Here is a 20,157-nt window from a genome sequence, read left to right as displayed (position 1 = left end):
AAACGAATTAAGATATTAGTCATACAACCGACTTCTCAGCCATTCGTTTTCAATGACTTATATCAGAAATTCTAATATAAAAATACAAAAAAAAATAATATGCAGACAATCCTTAAATTAATTTAAGGATTATTTGACAATAATTTAATCTAGAACTGAATGTGCGGATAGTGTTTTTTGAGGCTCGAAGCCTTAGCATCCAGATTTTTCAGAAACCGACGATGTGCCTCAGAATCTGGATTAAAAGGACGATGTTCCAAACCTTTTTGAATGTTCTCCACCTCTTTTAAAGTAGAAAATGAAGCCTCTGAAAACCAGGTTTCGGTAAATCTTTGCCAAATATAATCTATGGCCGGTTGGGAAGGATGCAACATATCTTCAGCATAAAAGCGATAATCCCGAAGCTCGTCCATCATCAGTTCATAAGAAGGAAAGTAATGTGTGTTCCTGTTTTCTTCACAAATTTGCTGAACCGCAGTAATTATATGTGCCTTGCTGCGTTGATTTTCAATAAATCCGTCTTTAATATGCCGAACCGGTGAAAGGGTAAAAATAACTTCAAGTTCCGGATTTAATAATTTCAAATCTTTCAAAACCAAAAGCAAAGCGCACTGAATTTCTTCTACAGACTTCAACTCCTTCCTGAAAAATTTCTGCGGAATTTTATGACAATTGGCTACGCTTTGTTCGGTTTCCAAATGAAAATAACTCCACGCCGTACCTAAAGTAATAACTACATGTGAACTTTGCTGAAGACATTCGCGGGCATCCTGCAAAGCTGAATTAAGATTGTTCAACAAAACCTCAGCATTGGGATTACTTAAAAAAGAATGCGCATCAAAACAATGCCAGCGCTCTTGATACTGAAAAATATCTTTTTCTGTATAAGTGTAGTTTTCAGTTATTTTCTGAAAAAACTTTGCAATGGCCAAAGGATGAAAAAGAATTCCGAAGGGATTCTGCAAATGCTCCAGTTTATAGAAAGTCAGTTTCTTACAAATATTCTCTACAAAACAGGATCCGATGAGAAAAAGCTTAGATTCATAATCTATCTTAGACTCAGCCGGTCTTATAGGTATTTTGGTCCTGAATTCCATATTTTCATCGATTCAAACAGCTTATAAAAACAGACCAGAGCGTTTCTTCTAACTTAAATAAGATGCTGCTTCCTGCAAAGCTTCGTTAATTCCTTCCGGTTTTTTACCACCGGCAGTTGCGAAAAACGGCTGTCCACCGCCACCGCCCTGGATAAATTTACCAAGTTCTTTTACAATTTTTCCTGCGTGCAAATCTTTTTCTCGTGCGAGATTTTTAGAAATATAGCAACTTAAAAGTGCTTTTCCGTTATGCTCGGTTCCGAATAATAAAAACAAATTCTCAAATTCATCGCCCAGTTGGAAAGCAAGATCTTTTATTCCCCCAGCATCCAGGTCTACTCTTTTAGCAAGGAAATTCACCCCGTTTATTTCTGAAATTTCAGATTTTAATTCGCTCTTTAAATTTTTAGCTTTGTCTCTTAGTAAAGCTTCTACCTTCTTTTTTAAAATAGCATTTTCTTCCTGCAGAGTATTCACCGCTTTTACAGGATCTTTTGCATTCTTCAGTTCTGCTTTAATTTGTTGTAAAACCTCATCCTGGTTGGCAAAATATTCTTTAACCGCTTCCCCGGTAATCGCTTCAATTCTTCTAATTCCTGAAGCAACCGCAGCTTCCGCAGTGATTTTAAAATGCCAGATTTCTGATGTATTCTGTACGTGGATCCCCCCGCAAAGCTCCATAGATTTCCCAAAGCGAATGGCGCGAACCGAATCCCCGTACTTTTCACCAAATAGTGCCAAAGCACCCTGGTTCACCGCTTCTTTATACGAAATGCTTCGTTGTTCTTCTAACGGCAATCGCTTGTTAATTCGTTGGTTTATCAGTTTTTCAATTTGCTCTAGTTCCTCTTTAGTTACCTTGCTGAAATGCGAAAAATCAAAACGCAAATAATCTCCTTTTACCAAGGAGCCTTTTTGTTCTACGTGAGTACCTAAAACTTCCCGAAGCGCCTGGTGCAGCAAATGCGTAGCCGTATGGTTTGCCGCTGTAGCAGCCCTGGTTTTTGGATTTACAACCGCCTTAACTTCAGCTGTAGGATCTTTTGGCAGGGATTTAGCAAAATGAACAATTAAATTGTTTTCCTTTTTAGTATCGGTGATTTCAACCTTATTGCCATCAGCATCCTTAAGAAAACCTTTGTCTCCAACCTGCCCTCCACCTTCCGGATAAAACGGAGTTTGGGTTAGCACAATTTGGTACAACGCTCCTTTTTTACTTTCTACTTTTCGGTAACGCGCAATTCTGGTAGCTGTTTCTAAATGATCATAACCTACAAAAGCTTCAGCGTTTACCGGATTTATTTCTTCCCAATCTCCCGCAGTAACCTGGGTTGCCGCACGAGATCGGTCTTTTTGTTCTTTTAACTGAACTTCAAATTCTTTTTGATCAAGATCAAATCCGCGTTCTCGAAGAATTAAAGCGGTTAAATCTATTGGAAATCCAAATGTGTCGTAAAGTTCAAAAGCCTTTTTTCCTGAAACGGTTTTTCCCTTGGTTTCAGAAATTATATTTTCCAGTAAAATTAAGCCCTGATCTAATGTTCTTAAGAAAGATTGCTCCTCTTCCCTAATCACATTTTCGCATAAAGTTTTTTGTAATTTAAGTTCTGGAAATGCTTCGCCCATTTGATTGCTTAACACATCTACAAGCTTATAAATAAACGGCTCTTTGGTGTCTAAAAATGTAAATCCGTAGCGAATAGCACGTCTTAAAATTCTTCTAATCACATAACCGGCACCGGTATTTGAAGGCAGCTGGCCATCGGCAATAGAGAAAGCTACCGCTCTAACGTGATCTGCAATCACACGGATTGCAATATCGATTTTCTCAGATTTCCCGTAGGTGGAATTTGTGATTTTTTCGAGTTCTGAAATTAGCGGTCTAAAAACATCGGTGTCATAATTGGAATCCCTTCCTTGTAACGCCATACAAAGACGTTCAAAGCCCATCCCGGTATCTATGTGTTTTGCAGGCAATTCTACCAAAGAACCATCGGCTTTTCGGTTATACTGCATAAAAACCAGGTTCCAGATCTCAACCACCTGAGGGTGATCGGCATTTACCAATTCTCTTCCAGGTATTTTGGCTTTTTCAGCTTCAGAACGTATATCTATATGAATTTCAGAACAAGGTCCGCAAGGTCCCTGGTCGCCCATTTCCCAGAAATTATCTTTTTTATCGCCGTAGACAATTCGTTCTTCAGGAACTATTTTTTTCCAAAGCTCCAGGGCTTCCGTATCTAAACCTAATTTATCTTCTTTGCTTCCTTCAAAAACAGAAACATAAAGGTTTTCAGGAGTAATTTTATAAACTTCAGTAAGTAATTCCCAGGCCCAGCTTATGGCTTCCTCCTTAAAATAATCGCCAAAACTCCAGTTACCCAACATCTCGAACATGGTGTGATGATAGGTATCCATCCCCACTTCTTCCAAATCATTGTGCTTTCCGCTTACGCGAAGGCATTTTTGACTATCGGTAATTCGGGAACTGGAAGGCTCACTATTTCCTAAAAAATATTCCTTGAACTGAACCATCCCGGCATTGGTAAACATTAAGGTGGGATCGTCTTTTAACACCATGGGTGCCGAGGGAACGATTTTATGAGATTTGGATTTAAAAAATTCTAAAAACTGGCTTCTTATTTCCTGAGATTTCATCTAACTGATCTAATCTAAATTATTAATTTGTGTTGGTGCTGAAACAATTTCCTATATTTGTTCGTTTACCAGACTAAACTTAGCACGGTAATTGCTAAGTATTGTTGGCAAAAATAGCATAAATTTGACTCATGTCGAAGGTTAAATATTATTACGATAGCGACACGCAATCCTATAGAAAAATAGAGCGCCGAAAAGGTCGACGCATAGGGATTGTAATGCTTAGTATTTTAGGATCTTTCCTTGCCGGTTTTCTTTTACTGGTAATTTATTTAAACATTCCACAGATAGTAACGCCCAAAGAAAAAGCCTTAAAACGCGAACTTCAGAATATGGAATTACAATATGGTTTGCTGAATAAAAAAATGAACCAGATCCAGAATGTACTGGCAAATATTGAAGATCGCGACAATAATATTTACCGGGTTTATTTTGAAGCCAATCCAATTCCTGAAGAGCAAAGGCGTGCAGGTTTTGGCGGAATTAACCGCTACAAAGACCTGGAAGGTTTTGATAATTCTAAACTGATTATTGAAACCAGTAAACGAATGGATATTCTTACCAAGCAGTTGGTGGTACAATCTAAATCCCTGGATGAAATTGCCGAATTGGCAAAGGAAAAAGAGAGCCTCCTAGCTTCGGTTCCCGCTATACAGCCGGTGAAAAATGAGGACTTAAGCAGGATTGCTTCTGGTTACGGCTGGAGAACCGATCCCTTTACCAAAGTGAGAAAATTTCATCACGGTATGGATTTTAGCGCTCCTCGTGGGACACCGGTATATGCTACGGGTAATGGCAGAGTTGAAAGAGCAGATAACCGCGCTACCGGGTACGGAAATCATATAAGAGTAGATCACGGGTATGGTTACACCAGCCTTTACGCCCACTTATATAAATATAATGTGCGAATTGGTCAGCGAGTGCAGCGTGGCGATATAATTGGTTACGTAGGCAGCACGGGAAGATCCCAGGGGCCACATTTACATTATGAGATCTTTAAAGACGACCAGCGAATCAATCCGATTAATTTTTACTACGGAAATCTTTCACCGGAAGAATTTGATAAGGTTCTGGAAAAAGCACAACAAGAAAACCAATCCCTGGATTAATGCATCTTAATTTACCAGATAAAAGATATTACGGCATTGGCGAAGTCGCAGAAGCCTTTAAGGTGAACACTTCTCTAATTAGGTTTTGGGAAAAGGAATTCGATGTAATTCAGCCGAAAAAAAATGCGAAGGGAAACCGCAAATTCACACCCGAGGATATTAAGAATTTAGAGCTTATTTATCACCTGGTAAAAGAACGAGGATTCACCCTTGAAGGTGCAAAAACACATTTAAAAGAAGAAAAACACAAAACCCTTAGCAACTTCGAAATTATTCGTAAGTTGGAAGGAGTAAAAGCAAAACTAATCAATCTTAAAAATCAGTTGTAGAATGAAAAAATGGTTAATCCCTGTAATAGTAATCGTAGTTCTTGGTATTATTGTTTACAGCCTCACCGCAGGAGTAAATAACACCGCAGTGGAATATGAAGAAGGAGTTATGAAGAATTGGGCCGATGTTGAAAACGCCTATCAGCGAAGAAGTGATCTTATCCCGAATTTAGTAAATACTGTTGAAGGTTCAGCCGATTTTGAGCGTGGAACTTTAACGGATGTTATTGAAGCCCGGGCACAAGCTACTTCTGTAAATGTTGATGCCGGAAATTTAGATCCGCAGCAAATACAGCAGTTCCAACAGGCACAAGGCGGATTATCTAATGCTTTATCCAGGCTTTTAGTTTCTGTTGAAAGATATCCCGATATTAAATCGAATCAAAACTTCCTTCAATTGCAATCGCAATTAGAAGGAACCGAAAACCGAATTAGTGTTGCGAGAAATCGTTACAACGAGGCAGTTAGACAATATAACACCTATATTAGAAAATTCCCGAATAATATATTTGCCGGAATGTTCGGTTTTGAAAGAAAACCAACCTTTGAAGCAGAAGAAGGTGCAGAAAATGCTCCAGATGTTGAATTTGATTTTTAAGCGAAATGAGTAAAGTAGAGGAATTTTTAAGCAAGAAAGACGAAGAGGAAATCATTGAAGCCATTAGAACGGCAGAGAGCCATACTTCTGGAGAAGTAAGGGTTCATCTTGAAAAAACCACCGGCGAAATGGATATTTTTGACCGTGCCATGGAAGTTTTTCATATGCTAAAAATGGATAATACCAAGCACGACAATGGCGTGCTGATTTATGTTGCCGTAGAAGATCATAATTTTGTGATCTATGGCGACAAAGGAATTAATGATGTTGTTCCAGATAATTTTTGGGAAAGCACTAAAGATGCCATTGTAGAAAAATTTAAGAAAGGAGAATTTAAGCAAGGTTTGGTAAACGGAATTTTAACCGCCGGCCAACAGCTTAAAAAACACTTCCCGTATAGCGATGAAACCCGGGACGAACTCTCTAACGAAATTTCAAAAGGATAAATGCCACACTTTACTAAAAGATTCAACCTGTTATTTTTGTTATTCCTCTTTTTTTCGGGGTTTATATATGCGCAACGCGATGTTCCGCCGAAACCGGAAGAAGAAACCAGTGTTTATGATGAGGCTGATATTTTATCTTCTTCGGAAGAAAGTCAGCTTGAGCAAAAGCTAATAAATTACGCAGATACAACTTCCACCCAAATTGTGATCGCCACAATAGAATCTTTACAGGGTGAATATGAAGGTGTTTACGCTGCAGAATGGGCCCAGGAATGGGGAATTGGTCAAAGTGAAGAAGATAACGGACTTTTAATACTAGTTGCAGAAAATGATCGAAAAATTTGGATAACTACAGGCTACGGACTGGAGGAATACATGACCGATGCCAGAAGTAAGCAAATAATAGAACAAGTTATTCTTCCTGAATTTCGAAGCGAAAGTTATTACAATGGTTTGGATGCCGGTACTACAGCAATTTTCCAGGTCTTAGACGGTACTTTTGAAGGAACCCCACAAAGACGTGGTCAATCTGAGGGAATACCCGTACAGCTTCTTGTAATGGGAATTATCTTACTTGTAATTATTGTTTCCCTGGCCAACAAAAACAAAGGCGGAAGAAATGGCGGAAGAAGAAGTGCCGGTGGCACCTTCCTGGATGCCATAATCCTGAGTTCATTAGGTCGCGGTACATTTGGCGGCGGCAGTTCCGGTGGAGGTTTTGGCGGCGGAGGCGGCTTTGGTGGTGGCTTCGGCGGCGGTGGCTTTGGTGGCGGGGGAGCCGGTGGAAGCTGGTAGTTTTACTTAGCAGTTTTCAGTGAAATCAATTTGCAGTTCTCCAATTCAGTGATGTTATAACCGGAAAGTAATTTTCCCAAAATTTCATTTAAAAACTCATACTAGCTCCTCCTCCTCTTTTTTCAAGGAGATTTGGCCGCAGGTCAGAGGGGTCTTTTCCCTGAAGAATTCTATTTATTTTTAAAATTATGACTCAGGCAACCACCCCTTTCTTCCGATAAATCGGAATTCATTCCCCTCCTTTTAAAGGAGGGGAGCATATCCTATCTCCCTCTCCTGTTATTATTCGGGTCTTTTCCTCCGAACTTGCTTATTTTATATGTAAAACTCAACATAAAATATTGTTCTAAAACAAGCTCCTGGGTATCCTGGATAAAATCGTCTCCAGTAAATCTTCGGGTGGCAATGTTTTGATCCAGCAGGTCGAAAACTTTAATTTTTAGCGTTCCATTATCTCCAAAAACTTCATATCCCAAACTGGCATTCCATAGGTAAAAGGAATTTTGAAATCCGGGGGAAGCGTTACCAATAGATTGGTATGCAATATCACTTCCTACCACAAATTTCTCTGGCCAGAAAGAGGTTAGCGCCAAAGAGATATTTTGATTCTTATAATTCTCTTCCCTGTTATTAAAACTGTATTCAGCATCTACAAATTCAACGCTATAAAAAGGCTCAATAGTCACCAAATCCCTGAAATTATATTCCACTCCTAAATTGGGAGTCAGGTTTAAGGTTTTAGAGGTAAAACGTTGCTCATTGGTGAAGCCAACATTTCTATTATAATTCCCATAAACTCCTCCACGAATCTTAATAGAACTTTCTTTTTCCAGTTCAAAAGTTTTATCAATATTTCCACCACCAAAATAGCTGTAAACACCGTCTACGTTAGTATATGTTGTGGTTCTTACCAAATCTTCGCCTACCGTGCTTCTGGTAACCACCTGGTCATCGGTGAAATTTCCTCCTATATAAGCATAAAAACCAGATCGGGTTTTAAAATCGAAATTATTAAAGTTGAAGTAAAATCTATGTCTTAAGGCTGGTCTAAGATCTGGGTTACCCGTGGTGATATTCAACGGATTTATAGTATTGGTTACCGGCTGTAATTGGGTTAAAGAAGGTGCATCCCACGAATTATTGTAATTAAAATAAATCGCTTTCCCCTGCGCCAAATTATACCTGAAATACGCATCTGCAAAAAGATTTTCGTAAGTATTATCTATTGAAGTTTCAGTAAAAAGATCTTCATTTTTCAGCCTAATACTTTGGAAACCTCCCGAAACACTTGCTCTCAATTTCTCTCCGTTATAAGCAAGACCTAAGCTCGGACGGTGTGTGAAAGATTCAGATTTAAAATCGTTGCTCAGTTCATCATCAAGTAAATTATAATCGCCCGTCTCATTCGCATCATAAACCAATCGCTCATTACTGCCGTCTGCTTTATCAAAATTGTAGCTTACATCCAGCATTAATTCTTCAGTAATAGGAAAACGGCTGCTTAGATCAACTCCGTAATTATTGTCTTTATTCTCCTCTGAAATTAACTGGTCCTGAATATCGGTATTTACCAACTCTCCTTCCTGATTGTAAATCTCTCTTTCTGAAAAGAAATTATTATCCTGCGAACGATTATTATTTTGATTGTTAAAACCTAGGCTATAATAACCTCCGTTATCACCAAACTTTCGAGTGAAATTCAATCGGTTAGAGAAATTTACACTGTGAACTTCAGAATAATTATCGGTTAAAGCGGTGTTTATTGGTGTGCCATCTTCCGCAACAGATTCGGTGAACGATTGGTTAGAAGAACGGCCATTGTTAGTATTAATATTTGGTCTAACCGAAATCCTTGTTAAGGTATCGGGCTGAATTTCGAATCCTAAATTAAAACGGTGATTATTATTCACACGATTTCCACTGGATTCTGAATTATTAAAGAACCTTCTATCCGGTAAAATATTTTCTCTTTGAGTCCTACTTTCGGTTCTATTATCGGCGCGGCTATAGAAATAATTGGAAGAAAGTTCAGTTTCCTGCGGCCATTCGTTTACAAAACTAAACCCGGCGTTATCAGATTTTGTAATCCCGTTCCCCGATCCAAAATTACTGCCATTAATGCTGAAATTTCCACCTCTACTTCTCGTAATTGAATAAGCATTACGGCCCATGGCATCATAAATTTCATCGAAAGAAAATCCGGAAGAATTTATGTTGTTTGAGCTAGCTAAAAGGCTCACACGCATATCATTCTTAAAGTAATTCCCAATTCCGCTTAATTCATAGCGCTCGTCAGTTCCGCCACCAGCGGTAAGCCTGGAGAAAAATCCGCGGTTTTTATCTTCGTCTATGGTAATATTTATCGTTTTGTTTTCGGCATCACCTTCTTTCCCGGTAAATTCTTCAGATTTGGTTTTACTGTCTACCACCTGGAGTTTATTAATTAATTCCTTCGGAAGGTTTTTAGTAGCGATTTTTGGATCATCTCCAAAGAATTCCTTTCCGTTTACTTTAATTTGGGAAACAGGAGTTCCATTAACGGTAATACTTCCATCGGTAGCCACTTCTACTCCGGGTAATTCCTTCAGCAATTCTTCTAAATTAGCGTCTTTACGGGTTTTAAAAGAAGCTGCGTTAAATTCCAGCGTATCTTTCTTAATACTAACCGGGGCGCGGGAAGATGTAATAGTTATTTCATCTAAAGCATTATCAGCCACCTGCATTTCTATAACATCCAGATTTAGCTCACCATTAATATTCACCTGCTGGCTGTAAGTCTTAAAACCGGCATAGGAAATAAGTAAATTTAATTCCTGAATTTCTGTACTTCCCGAAAGTTGAAATTCTCCTGAATTATCTGAAATGGTATAAGTAACCAAACTACTATCTGCAGGTTTCTCCAGGTATACCGTTGCCGATTCCAGGGGTTCCCCTTGCGGGCCTGTTATTTTACCATTAATTTCAAAGTCCTGGGCTGTTAGATTTCCTGCCAGAAACAGCAAGGCAAGCGAAAGAAGAATTCTCATGGAGAGTTTAGGTGTTAAAAATTGAAAAAATCAAGACAAAGCAATGCCTTTCTAACTATATTGGTAGTTAGACTCTGGATTTGTTACAAAGTTTAACAGGATAATTTATTTTTTTCTAAAATAGACTGAAATTGGCACTCCCGTCAGATCAAATTCCTTTCTTAACTTGTTCTCTATAAAACGTTTATAAGGGTCTCTCACATACTGCGGAAGATTACAGAAAAACGCAAATTGTGGTTGTGGTGTAGGTAATTGGGTACAAAATTTAATCTTTACATACTTACCTTTATAAGCCGGCGGCGGATTCTGCTCAATTATAGGAAGCATAATATCGTTAAGCTCGCGGGTTTTAATTTTCTTACTTCGGCTTTCATAAACCTTTACAGCCGTTTCTATAGCTTTAAAGATACGCTGCTTTGTAAGAACCGACATAAAGACAATTGGCACATCGGTAAAAGGCTCTATCTCGCGCCTAATCATTGCCTCAAATTCTTTCATGGTATTGGTTTCTTTATCTTCCACCAAATCCCATTTATTCACAAGAATTACAATTCCTTTTCGGTTTCTTTGTGCCAGCCAGAAGATATTCTGAACCTGCCCGTCGAATCCACGGGTGGCATCTAATATAACCAAACACACATCACAGTTTTCTATTGCCCGAACAGAACGCATTACCGAGTAAAACTCAAGGTCTTCCTTAACCTTGGATTTCCTTCTTATTCCGGCGGTGTCTACCAGGTTAAATTCAAAACCGAACCTATTATACTTAGTATCCATCGAATCGCGGGTAGTCCCAGCAATGTCTGTAACTATATAACGTTCTTCACCAATTAATGCATTGATAAAAGAAGATTTTCCTGCATTGGGACGTCCCACTACCGCAAATCTTGGTAATTCGGTTTCTTCTTCGGCTTCAGTTTCAGGAAGCGCTTCTATTAAAGCATCCAGTAAATCTCCGGTACCACTACCGTTTGTACTTGCAATAGGAAAATATTCTCCAAGACCCAGCGAATAGAATTCTACTGCATTTTCCAGTCTTTTATTATTATCCACCTTATTTACTGCTAAAAGGACGGGCTTATCTACTTTTCTAAGTAATTGTGCAACATCTTCATCCATTGGCGTTACACCACTTTCTACATCTACCATAAAAATTATGGCATCAGCCTCATCTATGGCAAGTTCTACCTGCTTATCTATTTCGGCCTCAAATATATCGTCACTTCCAACAACATAACCACCGGTATCTATAAGCGAAAAATTACGCCCATTCCAGTCTGATTTTCCATAATGGCGATCGCGGGTTACCCCACTAACCGAATCTACAATCGCCTCACGACGTTGAATTAATCGGTTGAAAAAAGTAGATTTTCCAACATTTGGTCTTCCTACAATGGCTACAATATTGCCCATAACATTTTATTCTTTAATCCTCACGGAGAGAATATTTACCGGAATTTTATTTCCGATAAACGTAATTGATTCTTAAACATGAGACTGATAAAAAAGTTTTCAATACATCATCCTGAATTTATTTCAGAATCTAATTTTTGAATGGTTCGAACATATTAGAATCCCGAAATTAATTAGGAATAAAGTCTGAAACAAGTTCAGCTTGACGAAAACAAGACTTTTCTAATGGTCTCTTTATTATTTTGCAAAATTAGTGTAAAAATTCGGGTTTACCCGAAACTTAGAAAACGGAAGTTTTCAATCAAAAAATTGAAGTATTTTAAATTGATTCTCTTAGGTAAAACTTTTAGAAGAATTATTCATTATAACCAAAACGCTTTAACTGGCGCTGGTCGCTTCTCCAGTTTTTATTCACTTTTACATAGAGCTCAAGGTGAACCTGTTTTCCGAAGAATTTTTCAAGATCTTTTCTGGCCTCTACTCCTACCCTTTTTAAAGCCGCTCCTTTATGGCCAATAATAATTCCCTTTTGGGTTTCACGCTCTACCATAATTACGCTGCGCATCCTGATAATTTTCTCTTCTTCAAAGAATTCCTGCGTATCAATTTCTACCGCGTAAGGAATTTCCTTTTTGTAATGCATTAAAATCTTTTCGCGAATAATTTCATTTACAAAAAAACGCTCAGGTTTATCTGTAAGTGTGTCTTTTGGATAAAAAGCGGGGGATTCAGGTAGTAATTCGATTATTCGGTTAAATACTTCAGCAACATTAAAACCTTCTAATGCCGAAACCGGGAAAATTTCAGCATTTGGCACTTTTTCTGTCCACATTTGCACCTGGCTTTCCAATTCTTCCTGGTTGGATTTATCAATTTTATTTAGCAATAAAATAACCGGAATATCGGTAGAGATTATCTTGTTAAAAAAAGCTTCATCTTTAAGCTCCTTTTCACCAATTTCAACCATATACACTAAGACATCGGCATCTTCAAAAGCAGATTTTACAAAACCCATCATAGATTCCTGCAACTCGTAAGCCGGTTTAATAATTCCCGGGGTATCGCTAAGCAACACCTGAAAATCTTCACCATTCACAATTCCCAAAATACGGTGGCGGGTGGTTTGGGCTTTAGAAGTTATAATAGACAATTTTTCGCCTACAAAAGCATTCATTAGAGTAGATTTTCCCACGTTAGGGTTCCCAATAATATTTACAAATCCTGCCTTATGTGCCATCTTACTAATTTTTATACTGCAAAGGTAAGACGATTCACTTACAGTTTATCTGCTTTTGATTTAATTTATTTCTGAATTAGGTTTTCTATTAATTTTCTAACAAAAAATATTAGTAATTTGATAATCAGAAGGCTTCATATTATTAAAGTATTAAAAATTCACACTTAAGTTCTCATAAACTTGGCTATCAAAAAAAATGTGCTAATTTTGCCGGCTCTTATGAAGCACAGAAGAAGCATACAGTCGTCTCCACTTACGCCGCCCTAGGTAGTTAAGTCTTCATTTCTATTAGATTCCGAAATTCATTTTTTGCGGAAAAAAATCCGCTTCCCATTATATTTTATTAAAACTATATTCTGATGAAAAAAATCTTCAACCTGTTTGATTTTTCACAAAAAGTAGATTACAAAAACGAAATTTTAGCCGGACTTACCGTTGCTCTGGCGTTAATTCCTGAAGCCGTGGCTTTTGCATTAATTGCGGGACTTTCTCCATTAACCGGTTTGTATGCCGCGTTTGTTATGGGACTGGTCACTGCCATTTTGGGAGGACGTCCCGGGATGATATCCGGTGCTACAGGAGCAGTTGCCGTAGTAATTGTAGCATTAGCAATTTCCCATGGCCCCGAATATGTTTTTGCCACCGTTGTACTAGCCGGTTTAATACAGGTTTTAGCGGGAGTTTTAAAACTAGGAAAATTGATTAGATTAGTGCCTCATTCGGTAATTTTTGGTTTCGTAAACGGTTTGGCGATTATTATTTTTATGTCCCAATTAGACCAATTTAAAGCACTTAATCCTGTTACCGGTGAATTAGAATGGATGACCGGTGCACCAATGTTTACCTTTCTGGGGCTTGTAATTATTGCCATTTTAATTATCTGGTTATTACCTAAACTAACTAAAATTGTTCCTGCAACTTTGGTGGCGATTTTAGTTGTTTTTGGGATTGTGGCCGCATTTGGTATAGACACAAAAACTGTTGGAGATATAGCTTCTATTAAAGGTGGATTTCCTCCATTTCACATCCCAATGGTACCGTTTAACCTGGATACTTTAATGCTGATTTTCCCATATGCTGCGATAATGGCGGGTGTTGGTTTAATTGAAAGTTTGTTAACCTTAAATATTATAGACGAAATTACCGAGACCCGTGGAAGCGGAAATAAAGAATGTGTCGCCCAGGGAACTGCCAACGTACTTTCAGGATTTTTCTCCGGGATGGGTGGTTGTGCTATGCTTGGGCAAAGTTTAATTAACGTGTCTTCCGGGGCAAGAGCAAGACTTTCAGGAATCGTAGCTGCAGTAAGTTTGCTAATCTTTATAATGTTTGGCTCTTCGGTAATTGAATTATTACCAATGGCTGCATTAACGGGACTTATGATTATGGTTGCGGTTGGAACCTTTGAGTGGGCCAGTTTAAGAACATTTAGAAGAATGCCCAAATCTGATATTTTGGTAATGGTTTTAGTAACGGTTGTAACCGTAATTCTTCACAACCTTGCTTTAGCGGTATTAATCGGAGTAATTATTTCAGCGCTTGTTTTTGCCTGGGACAATGCAAAACGTATTCGTGCAAGAAAACGTATTGATCAAGACGGAGTAAAGCATTATGAAATCTATGGCCCTCTTTTCTTCGGATCTGTACAGGCTTTTAATGATAAATTTGATGTTTTAAACGATCCTGAAGAAGTAATTATAGATTTTTCTGAAAGCCGCGTGGTAGATATGTCGGGGATTGAAGCCTTAAATAAGCTTACCGAGAGATACCATAAACAAGGCAAAAAACTTCACTTAAGACATTTAAGCCAGGACTGCCGAAGACTGCTTAGTAACGCCGATGCGATTATAGATGTAAACATTTTAGAAGATCCAACCTATAAAGTTGCGGTAGATAAGGCTTAAGTTTCTTAACTTTATACTTCAACTAAAATACACACGATGTCTATAATTGCTGAAGGAGAAAAGAAGTTTGAAGAAATAACTTCTGTGCAGAACAAGGCAATGCGCCTTAATCTAAATGAAAATATCTACGGAACTTTTGCTGAAATTGGCGCCGGACAGGAAACTGTGCGTCATTTCTTTAGAGCCGGAAATGCTTCGGGAACTGTTGCAAAAACCCTAAGCGCATACGATAAAGATTTTAGTGACGCTATTTACGGGATTGAAGATGATGGCCGCTATGTTACAGAAGATCGGTTAACCAGTATGATGCGCTACGAAACGGGACTTATTGAAGAACGTATTTCCCGACTGAAACATCCCAATAAATTATTTTTCAGTTATGCCAACACCGTAGCAACCATAGACTGGGCAAAAAAATATAAAGGCCACGGTTGGCTGGGAATTAGATTTCAAACAAAACCGGGTGAAGATTATAGTGAAATTGTTTTGCATGTTCAGTTTCATGAAAACAATGCATCCCACCAGCAAATTAGCCTTGGAGTAATGGGTGTGAATCTTATTCATGGCGCTTTTTATCACTACGATAATCCTAAAAAACTACTTAATCATTTATTTGATCACCTGAATACCGATAAAATTGAAATTGACGCTATTAATTTCACGGGGCCGGTTTTTAAAGGCGTAGACAATAGATTAATGAGCCTTGAATTGGTGAAAAAAGGCATTACGGAAGCCATTATGTTCGCTCCCGATGGCAATAATATTTTACCGGCCAGTTTACTTTATAAAAAGAATATTCTTACGCTACGCGGAAGTTTTAGACCGGTTACAAAAGTAAATATGGCGATGTACGAGAAATCGCTTGAACTTTTTATAAATGAAAGAAAAGTAGAAAAAGACAATACCGTTGTAATTTTTGAAATCACGCTTTCTAATTTAAAAGGAGAAGGAGAAATAGACGAACAGGATTTTCTTGATCGTGCAGATTTACTGGGCTCTTTAGGACAAACAGTAATGATCTCCAACTTCCAGGAATATTACAAAGTGGTAGAATATTTTGGCCAACATACTAAAGAAAGAATGGGGCTTACTATGGGTGTGAGCACCCTTCAGGATATTTTTGACGAGAGGTATTACCGCCATTTAAGCGGTGGTATTCTGGAAGCTTTTGGAAAATTATTCTTCAAAAGCTTAAAAATTTATCTTTATCCGCTTAAAGATCAGGAAACCGGGGAAATTATTACCAGTGAAAATTTAAAGGTGCATCCAAGAATGCAGGAACTTTATCAATATTTTAAAGATAATGGCCGGGTTGTAGATATCAAAGATTATGATCCTAAAACCTTAGATATTCATTCCAGGCAGGTGCATCAAATGATTAGGGAAGGAAAAACGGAGTGGGAAGAAATGCTTCCGGAAAGTACCACCAAAATGATCAAAGAAAAAGAGCTGTTTAGAGGAAAATAGGAAAAAAATTTTCTGATATTTTACCGGCCGCAGTTTACACACAATAGACGTTCCGGGCGTATCATTAACCTGCCTACTGGAATTGGTTGTTTACAGCGTGCACAAATTCCAAAATTTTTGCTTCCGGCTTTATCGAGCACTTTATAAAGATCTTTTAATTTCTGCTCTGCCTATCTTAAAGCCGATTCATTTACACTTTTATTATTACTGGAAACCCGTCCAATTGCATTCTCAGGCGAGATTGGTTTGGTGCGTTCCCGGTAATGAATTATTTGAGCTTCAGTTCCTTCATTTCAGTCTTAATTTTATCTATTATTTCCTGGTTGTCCATTTATTCCATTTCTTTAATTTATTCCAAAGAAATCCTTTTTTCCCTAATTCAGAATATCTTAAAATACAAAAAGCTATTCAAAATAAATTGAATAGCTTTTCTGTATAATTCAAGCTAAAGTATAACTACTTCAACTAAAAATTCTTTAATTAATCCTCATAAAATGAATTAGGCCAGGCATCGTTACCAGAACTAACATCGGGTAAAATTTTATCAGGGTCTAATTCTACATTTTCAATAGTTTTATCGGTACGGTGCAAGTAATTCCAGGAATCACCACGTTGCCAGATTTCTACCGGAAGGGTTACATTCTCTGAAGAACCATCTTCGTAGGTAATTTTCATTTTAACCGGCATTGGGATTTCCCCTTTATTAGTTAAAGAAATCACGTAATTTCCTTCATATTGTTGTACTCCATCTAAACCTAAGTCTATATTACCCGTGCCGTAGAACCATTTTTTAAAGAACCAGGAAAGGTTTTCTCCTGAAACATTTTCCATATGATTAAAGAAATCGGCCGGCTGTGGGTGTTTGTATGCCCAGGTCTCAATATAAGATTTAAAGGCATTGTCAAAACGCTCTTCTCCAAGAATATATTCTCGCATTAATAATAGGCCAATTGCTGGTTTGTAATAAGCAATCATTCCAAGATTTCTTAAGTTAGAAACATCTGGATAAGTATCTATTCCTTCGCGTTGCTCACTGGTGAACCAACCCGTCATATTCCTGGTTTTATTCAATCTCGCAGGATATTCACCATCGTTAAAGTCTAAAGTACTATAATAGTTAATAAAAGTATTAAAACCTTCGTCCATCCAGGCGTATCTTCTTTCGTTAGAACCAACGATCATTGGGAACCAGTTATGGCCAAATTCGTGGTCTGTAACGCCCCAAAGCGAAGCACCTTCACTCTTCCATCCGCAAAAATTTAGTCCGGGATATTCCATTCCACCTATATCAGCAGCTACATTCACAGCCACCGGATAAGGATATTCAAACCATTTTTCAGAATAATGTTCTACAGAAGCTTTAGAGTATTCAGTAGAACGGCTCCAGGCATGCTGCCCATCGCTCTCTTTTGGGTAAGCCGATTGCGCCATAGCTTTTTTTCCGCTAGGTAAATCTATTTTGGCAGCATCCCAGATAAACGCTTTTGAAGATCCAAAAGCTACATCACGGGTGTTTTCCATTTTAAAATGCCAGGTTAGCGTTCCTTCTTGCTTTGCGCGTAGAGACATATCATTTACTTCTTCAGGCTTAATTAAATAAACCGTAGAATCGCTTTCTTTGGCTCTTTCCATTCTATCTCTTACAGTAGAAGACAATACCTGTCTCGGATTCTGTAATTCACCCGAAGCTACCACTATATGGCTGGCCGGTGCTGTGATTTTATAATCATAATCGCCGTAATCTAAGTAGAATTCACCTGCACCAAGGTATGGTTCTATATTCCATCCTTCTACATCATCATAAACCGCTGCTTTTGGAAACCATTGTGCTAGCGCGTAAATCGTCCCATCTTCAACGTCAAGCCTTCCCATACGGTCCATTCCTTCAACCGGTATTTTATACTCAAAATCCATTGAAACCGTAGCCTTCCCTCCTTCAGCTGGGATAGGATCTTCAAAGAAAACCTGCATCCTGGTATCGTTTATTAAATAATCTGAAGATGAACTTCTTTTCACCTTAGCTTCTAAATTTGAGATAGTATAGCCACCGTCAATATCTCCGTTATAGCGATTTCCCTGGATTGGAGTAGTTAGTGTACCGCGAGAATCTTCAGTAAAACGGTTCTGCTCTAAATGCATCCAAATAAAGTCTAACTCCTGAGGACTGTTATTGGTGTAGGTTAGTGTGATTTTCCCTTTAATGATATGGTCTTTATCATTTAAGGTGACATCAATGTCGTAATCGGTTTCGTTCTGCCAGTATTCCGGGCCCGGTCTTCCTGAAGCCGCACGGTACATATTACCACTACGGTCCATAAACTCATTAAAATCACCTTGGTTGTTTCCTACAACCTCCTGTGCTTTAGCTCCCGTAGAAAACATTCCTGCTACCGCGAGACAAAGCAAAGCTCTGGATAAGTATCTCATTATTTTATGTTTTATTGTAATTGGCGCTAATTTAACCAAACTGTTTAAAAAATCCTGAAGATTCCGCATCATAAAAGCCTGAAATAAGAAATAAAAATCAAGGAATTTGAAAACTGAAGAATCATAAGTCTTAAACGGAAATAACTTATTCCTTTCTGCAGGTTTATAAAATAGAATTAAAGAAGTTTACTGTTACGATCGTACATAATAATACTTCCTGCTACAGAAACATTGAGGCTTAAACTGGATTGAAATTTCACCAAAAAATGAGATTTTTCAATAGCTTGGTTAGAAAGACCGTGATCTTCGGCTCCCAATAAATACACACAGCGTCTGGGATGGTTAAAAGTCTCAAGGGGTTCAGCATCTTCTGTAAGTTCAACACCTACCAGCATAGCGCCTTTGGGTAAATTTGAATAAAAATCTTCAAAAGTTTTATAATGAAAATACGGCATTGCACCTACAGCTTTATGCGTATCACAAGCCTGTTTCGCATAACGATTTCCAATAGTAAAAATATAACTGGCTCCCATATTCTGGGCCGAGCGCCAAAGAACTCCAAGATTTTCAGGAGTTTTTCCATTTTGAATACCTATGCCGAAAAAACCCTGCTCTAAATTATCTACTTTCATAAGGGCTCAAAAATAATAGAATAATTTTTTCTACCTAACTTGCTCTGCAATAAACCTGATCTTTATCATTTTATATAGTGCTGATGCTTTTTAACTTTATAGGAAAATATTAGCATCATGAAATACATACTCATACCCACCGACTTTTCTGAATCTTCAAAAAATGCGTCAGAATTTGGCATTGAAATGGCTAAGGTGCTTGCACTTCCTGTAAAATTTCTTCACAGCATTCAAACTCCGGTAGACTGGTCTACATTAAATAGACAGGTTGAAGATAAATATCCGGAATCCAAGTCGAGAATTAATAGTGCCAAAGAACAATTAAAAATTTGGGAGAAAAAAGCAGAGGAAAAAGACGTTGATGCAGAACATACTTTACTCTTCAATACCGGTATGGAAGAACTAAATAATTACGTAAATCCTAAAAAATACGAATTAGTAGTTATGGGTACTCACGGTACTAAAGGTTTTGAAAAAATAATAGGTTCAAATACTCAAAAACTTATTAGGCAATCTAAGGTTCCCGTTTTGGCGATTAAATATCCATTTAAAGTAGCAAACCTTAAGAAAATACTGATCGCCTCGGATTTAAAAGAGCACTCTCAACCTGCTTTTCAGAAAGTTTTTAAAATCCTCGGGAAATTAAATACCGAAAAAAATCTTGTTTATGTAAATACACCGTATAATTTCAAAGAATATGAAGAGATAGAAAATTCGATGAGTAACTTTTTAAAGAGTTGTGGTATTAATGATATAAAAACACAATCTCTAAGTGCGAACAATGAAGCCCGGGGGATAGGAATGGCTTTAAACAAATTAAAACCAGATCTTTTTATAAGTATAACCCATCAACGCTCTGGTCTGGATACTATTTTTAGCCCCAGTATCACGGAAGAGATAATTAATAACTACGATATCCCTGTACTGAGTATTAATAGAGAAATTTAGTAATTATTCTATTAAAAATATTTCAATTCATCCATTAAAAAAACCCTTCATCAAATGAATGATGAAGGGTT

Annotated in this window: 16 protein-coding genes; 8 read left to right on the top strand and 8 right to left on the bottom strand. The window is 37.8% G+C overall.

Features of this window, described 5'->3' with window-relative positions; translation table 11 throughout:
* Positions 1 to 149: 149 nt before the first annotated feature.
* Both B5X53_RS11735 and alaS read right to left on the bottom strand, forming a co-directional pair.
* Complete coding sequence (locus tag B5X53_RS11735) at positions 150 to 1,097, bottom strand: GSCFA domain-containing protein (protein ID WP_079713427.1); 948 nt, start codon at positions 1,095 to 1,097, stop codon at positions 150 to 152.
* Between the two features lie 48 nt (positions 1,098 to 1,145).
* Positions 1,146 to 3,755 (bottom strand): alanine--tRNA ligase, encoded by a 2,610-nt coding sequence (gene alaS, locus B5X53_RS11730; protein ID WP_079713426.1) that lies wholly within the window; start codon positions 3,753 to 3,755, stop codon positions 1,146 to 1,148.
* Positions 3,756 to 3,886: 131 nt separating this feature from the next.
* Between alaS and B5X53_RS11725 the strand changes: the two genes are divergently transcribed.
* Genes B5X53_RS11725 through B5X53_RS11705 form a run of 5 tightly spaced genes read left to right on the top strand, consistent with a single transcriptional unit; the run spans position 3,887 to position 7,032 of the window.
* Positions 3,887 to 4,864: a M23 family metallopeptidase gene (locus tag B5X53_RS11725; protein ID WP_079713425.1), complete on the top strand. Its 978-nt coding sequence runs from the start codon at positions 3,887 to 3,889 to the stop codon at positions 4,862 to 4,864.
* The gene (locus tag B5X53_RS11720; RefSeq protein ID WP_057480627.1) at positions 4,864 to 5,193 is read left to right on the top strand and encodes a MerR family transcriptional regulator; all 330 of its coding nucleotides are present in this window, start codon (positions 4,864 to 4,866) and stop codon (positions 5,191 to 5,193) included. Before B5X53_RS11725 ends, B5X53_RS11720 begins: the two co-directional genes overlap by 1 nt.
* A gap of 1 nt (position 5,194) precedes the next feature.
* A complete protein-coding gene (locus tag B5X53_RS11715) occupies positions 5,195 to 5,791 on the top strand; it encodes a LemA family protein (RefSeq protein ID WP_079713424.1) in 597 nt (198 codons plus the stop codon).
* Positions 5,792 to 5,796: 5 nt separating this feature from the next.
* On the top strand, positions 5,797 to 6,237 hold the full coding sequence (locus B5X53_RS11710) for a TPM domain-containing protein (protein ID WP_079713423.1): 441 nt from the start codon (positions 5,797 to 5,799) through the stop codon (positions 6,235 to 6,237).
* The gene (locus B5X53_RS11705; RefSeq protein WP_079713422.1) at positions 6,238 to 7,032 is read left to right on the top strand and encodes a TPM domain-containing protein; all 795 of its coding nucleotides are present in this window, start codon (positions 6,238 to 6,240) and stop codon (positions 7,030 to 7,032) included.
* Between the two features lie 263 nt (positions 7,033 to 7,295).
* On the opposite strand, the gene B5X53_RS11700 is transcribed toward B5X53_RS11705, so the two are convergent.
* From B5X53_RS11700 to era, 3 genes are all read right to left on the bottom strand, one after another.
* The gene (locus tag B5X53_RS11700) at positions 7,296 to 10,058 is read right to left on the bottom strand and encodes an outer membrane beta-barrel protein (protein ID WP_079713421.1); all 2,763 of its coding nucleotides are present in this window, start codon (positions 10,056 to 10,058) and stop codon (positions 7,296 to 7,298) included.
* A 105-nt stretch (positions 10,059 to 10,163) separates the two neighbouring features.
* A complete protein-coding gene (gene der, locus B5X53_RS11695) occupies positions 10,164 to 11,471 on the bottom strand; it encodes a ribosome biogenesis GTPase Der (protein WP_079713420.1) in 1,308 nt (435 codons plus the stop codon).
* A gap of 355 nt (positions 11,472 to 11,826) precedes the next feature.
* Positions 11,827 to 12,708 (bottom strand): GTPase Era, encoded by an 882-nt coding sequence (era, locus tag B5X53_RS11690; RefSeq protein ID WP_079713419.1) that lies wholly within the window; start codon positions 12,706 to 12,708, stop codon positions 11,827 to 11,829.
* A gap of 359 nt (positions 12,709 to 13,067) precedes the next feature.
* On the opposite strand from era, the gene B5X53_RS11685 reads away from it, so the two are divergent.
* Entirely contained in the window at positions 13,068 to 14,612 is a 1,545-nt protein-coding gene (locus B5X53_RS11685) for a SulP family inorganic anion transporter (RefSeq protein WP_079713418.1), read from the top strand.
* A gap of 36 nt (positions 14,613 to 14,648) precedes the next feature.
* Positions 14,649 to 16,079 carry a nicotinate-nucleotide adenylyltransferase gene (locus B5X53_RS11680; protein WP_079713417.1) on the top strand — a complete coding sequence of 477 codons (1,431 nt, stop codon included), beginning with the start codon at positions 14,649 to 14,651 and terminating at the stop codon, positions 16,077 to 16,079.
* A gap of 20 nt (positions 16,080 to 16,099) precedes the next feature.
* Here the strand turns inward: B5X53_RS11680 and B5X53_RS19640 are convergent, their stop codons facing one another.
* From B5X53_RS19640 to B5X53_RS11665, 3 genes are all read right to left on the bottom strand, one after another.
* Entirely contained in the window at positions 16,100 to 16,219 is a 120-nt protein-coding gene (locus B5X53_RS19640; protein WP_079713416.1) for a TraR/DksA C4-type zinc finger protein, read from the bottom strand.
* A gap of 340 nt (positions 16,220 to 16,559) precedes the next feature.
* Entirely contained in the window at positions 16,560 to 18,506 is a 1,947-nt protein-coding gene (locus B5X53_RS11670) for a M1 family metallopeptidase (protein WP_079713544.1), read from the bottom strand.
* Between the two features lie 176 nt (positions 18,507 to 18,682).
* Complete coding sequence (locus tag B5X53_RS11665; RefSeq protein WP_079713415.1) at positions 18,683 to 19,138, bottom strand: RNA methyltransferase; 456 nt, start codon at positions 19,136 to 19,138, stop codon at positions 18,683 to 18,685.
* A 117-nt stretch (positions 19,139 to 19,255) separates the two neighbouring features.
* Between B5X53_RS11665 and B5X53_RS11660 the strand changes: the two genes are divergently transcribed.
* Positions 19,256 to 20,086 carry a universal stress protein gene (locus B5X53_RS11660; RefSeq protein WP_079713414.1) on the top strand — a complete coding sequence of 277 codons (831 nt, stop codon included), beginning with the start codon at positions 19,256 to 19,258 and terminating at the stop codon, positions 20,084 to 20,086.
* Positions 20,087 to 20,157: the final 71 nt, after the last annotated feature.

The organism is Salegentibacter salinarum, from assembly GCF_900168115.1.
GTDB lineage: Bacteria > Bacteroidota > Bacteroidia > Flavobacteriales > Flavobacteriaceae > Salegentibacter > Salegentibacter salinarum.
Note: the sequence above shows the minus strand (reverse complement) of the source record. Positions and strands in the feature narration are given on the sequence as shown.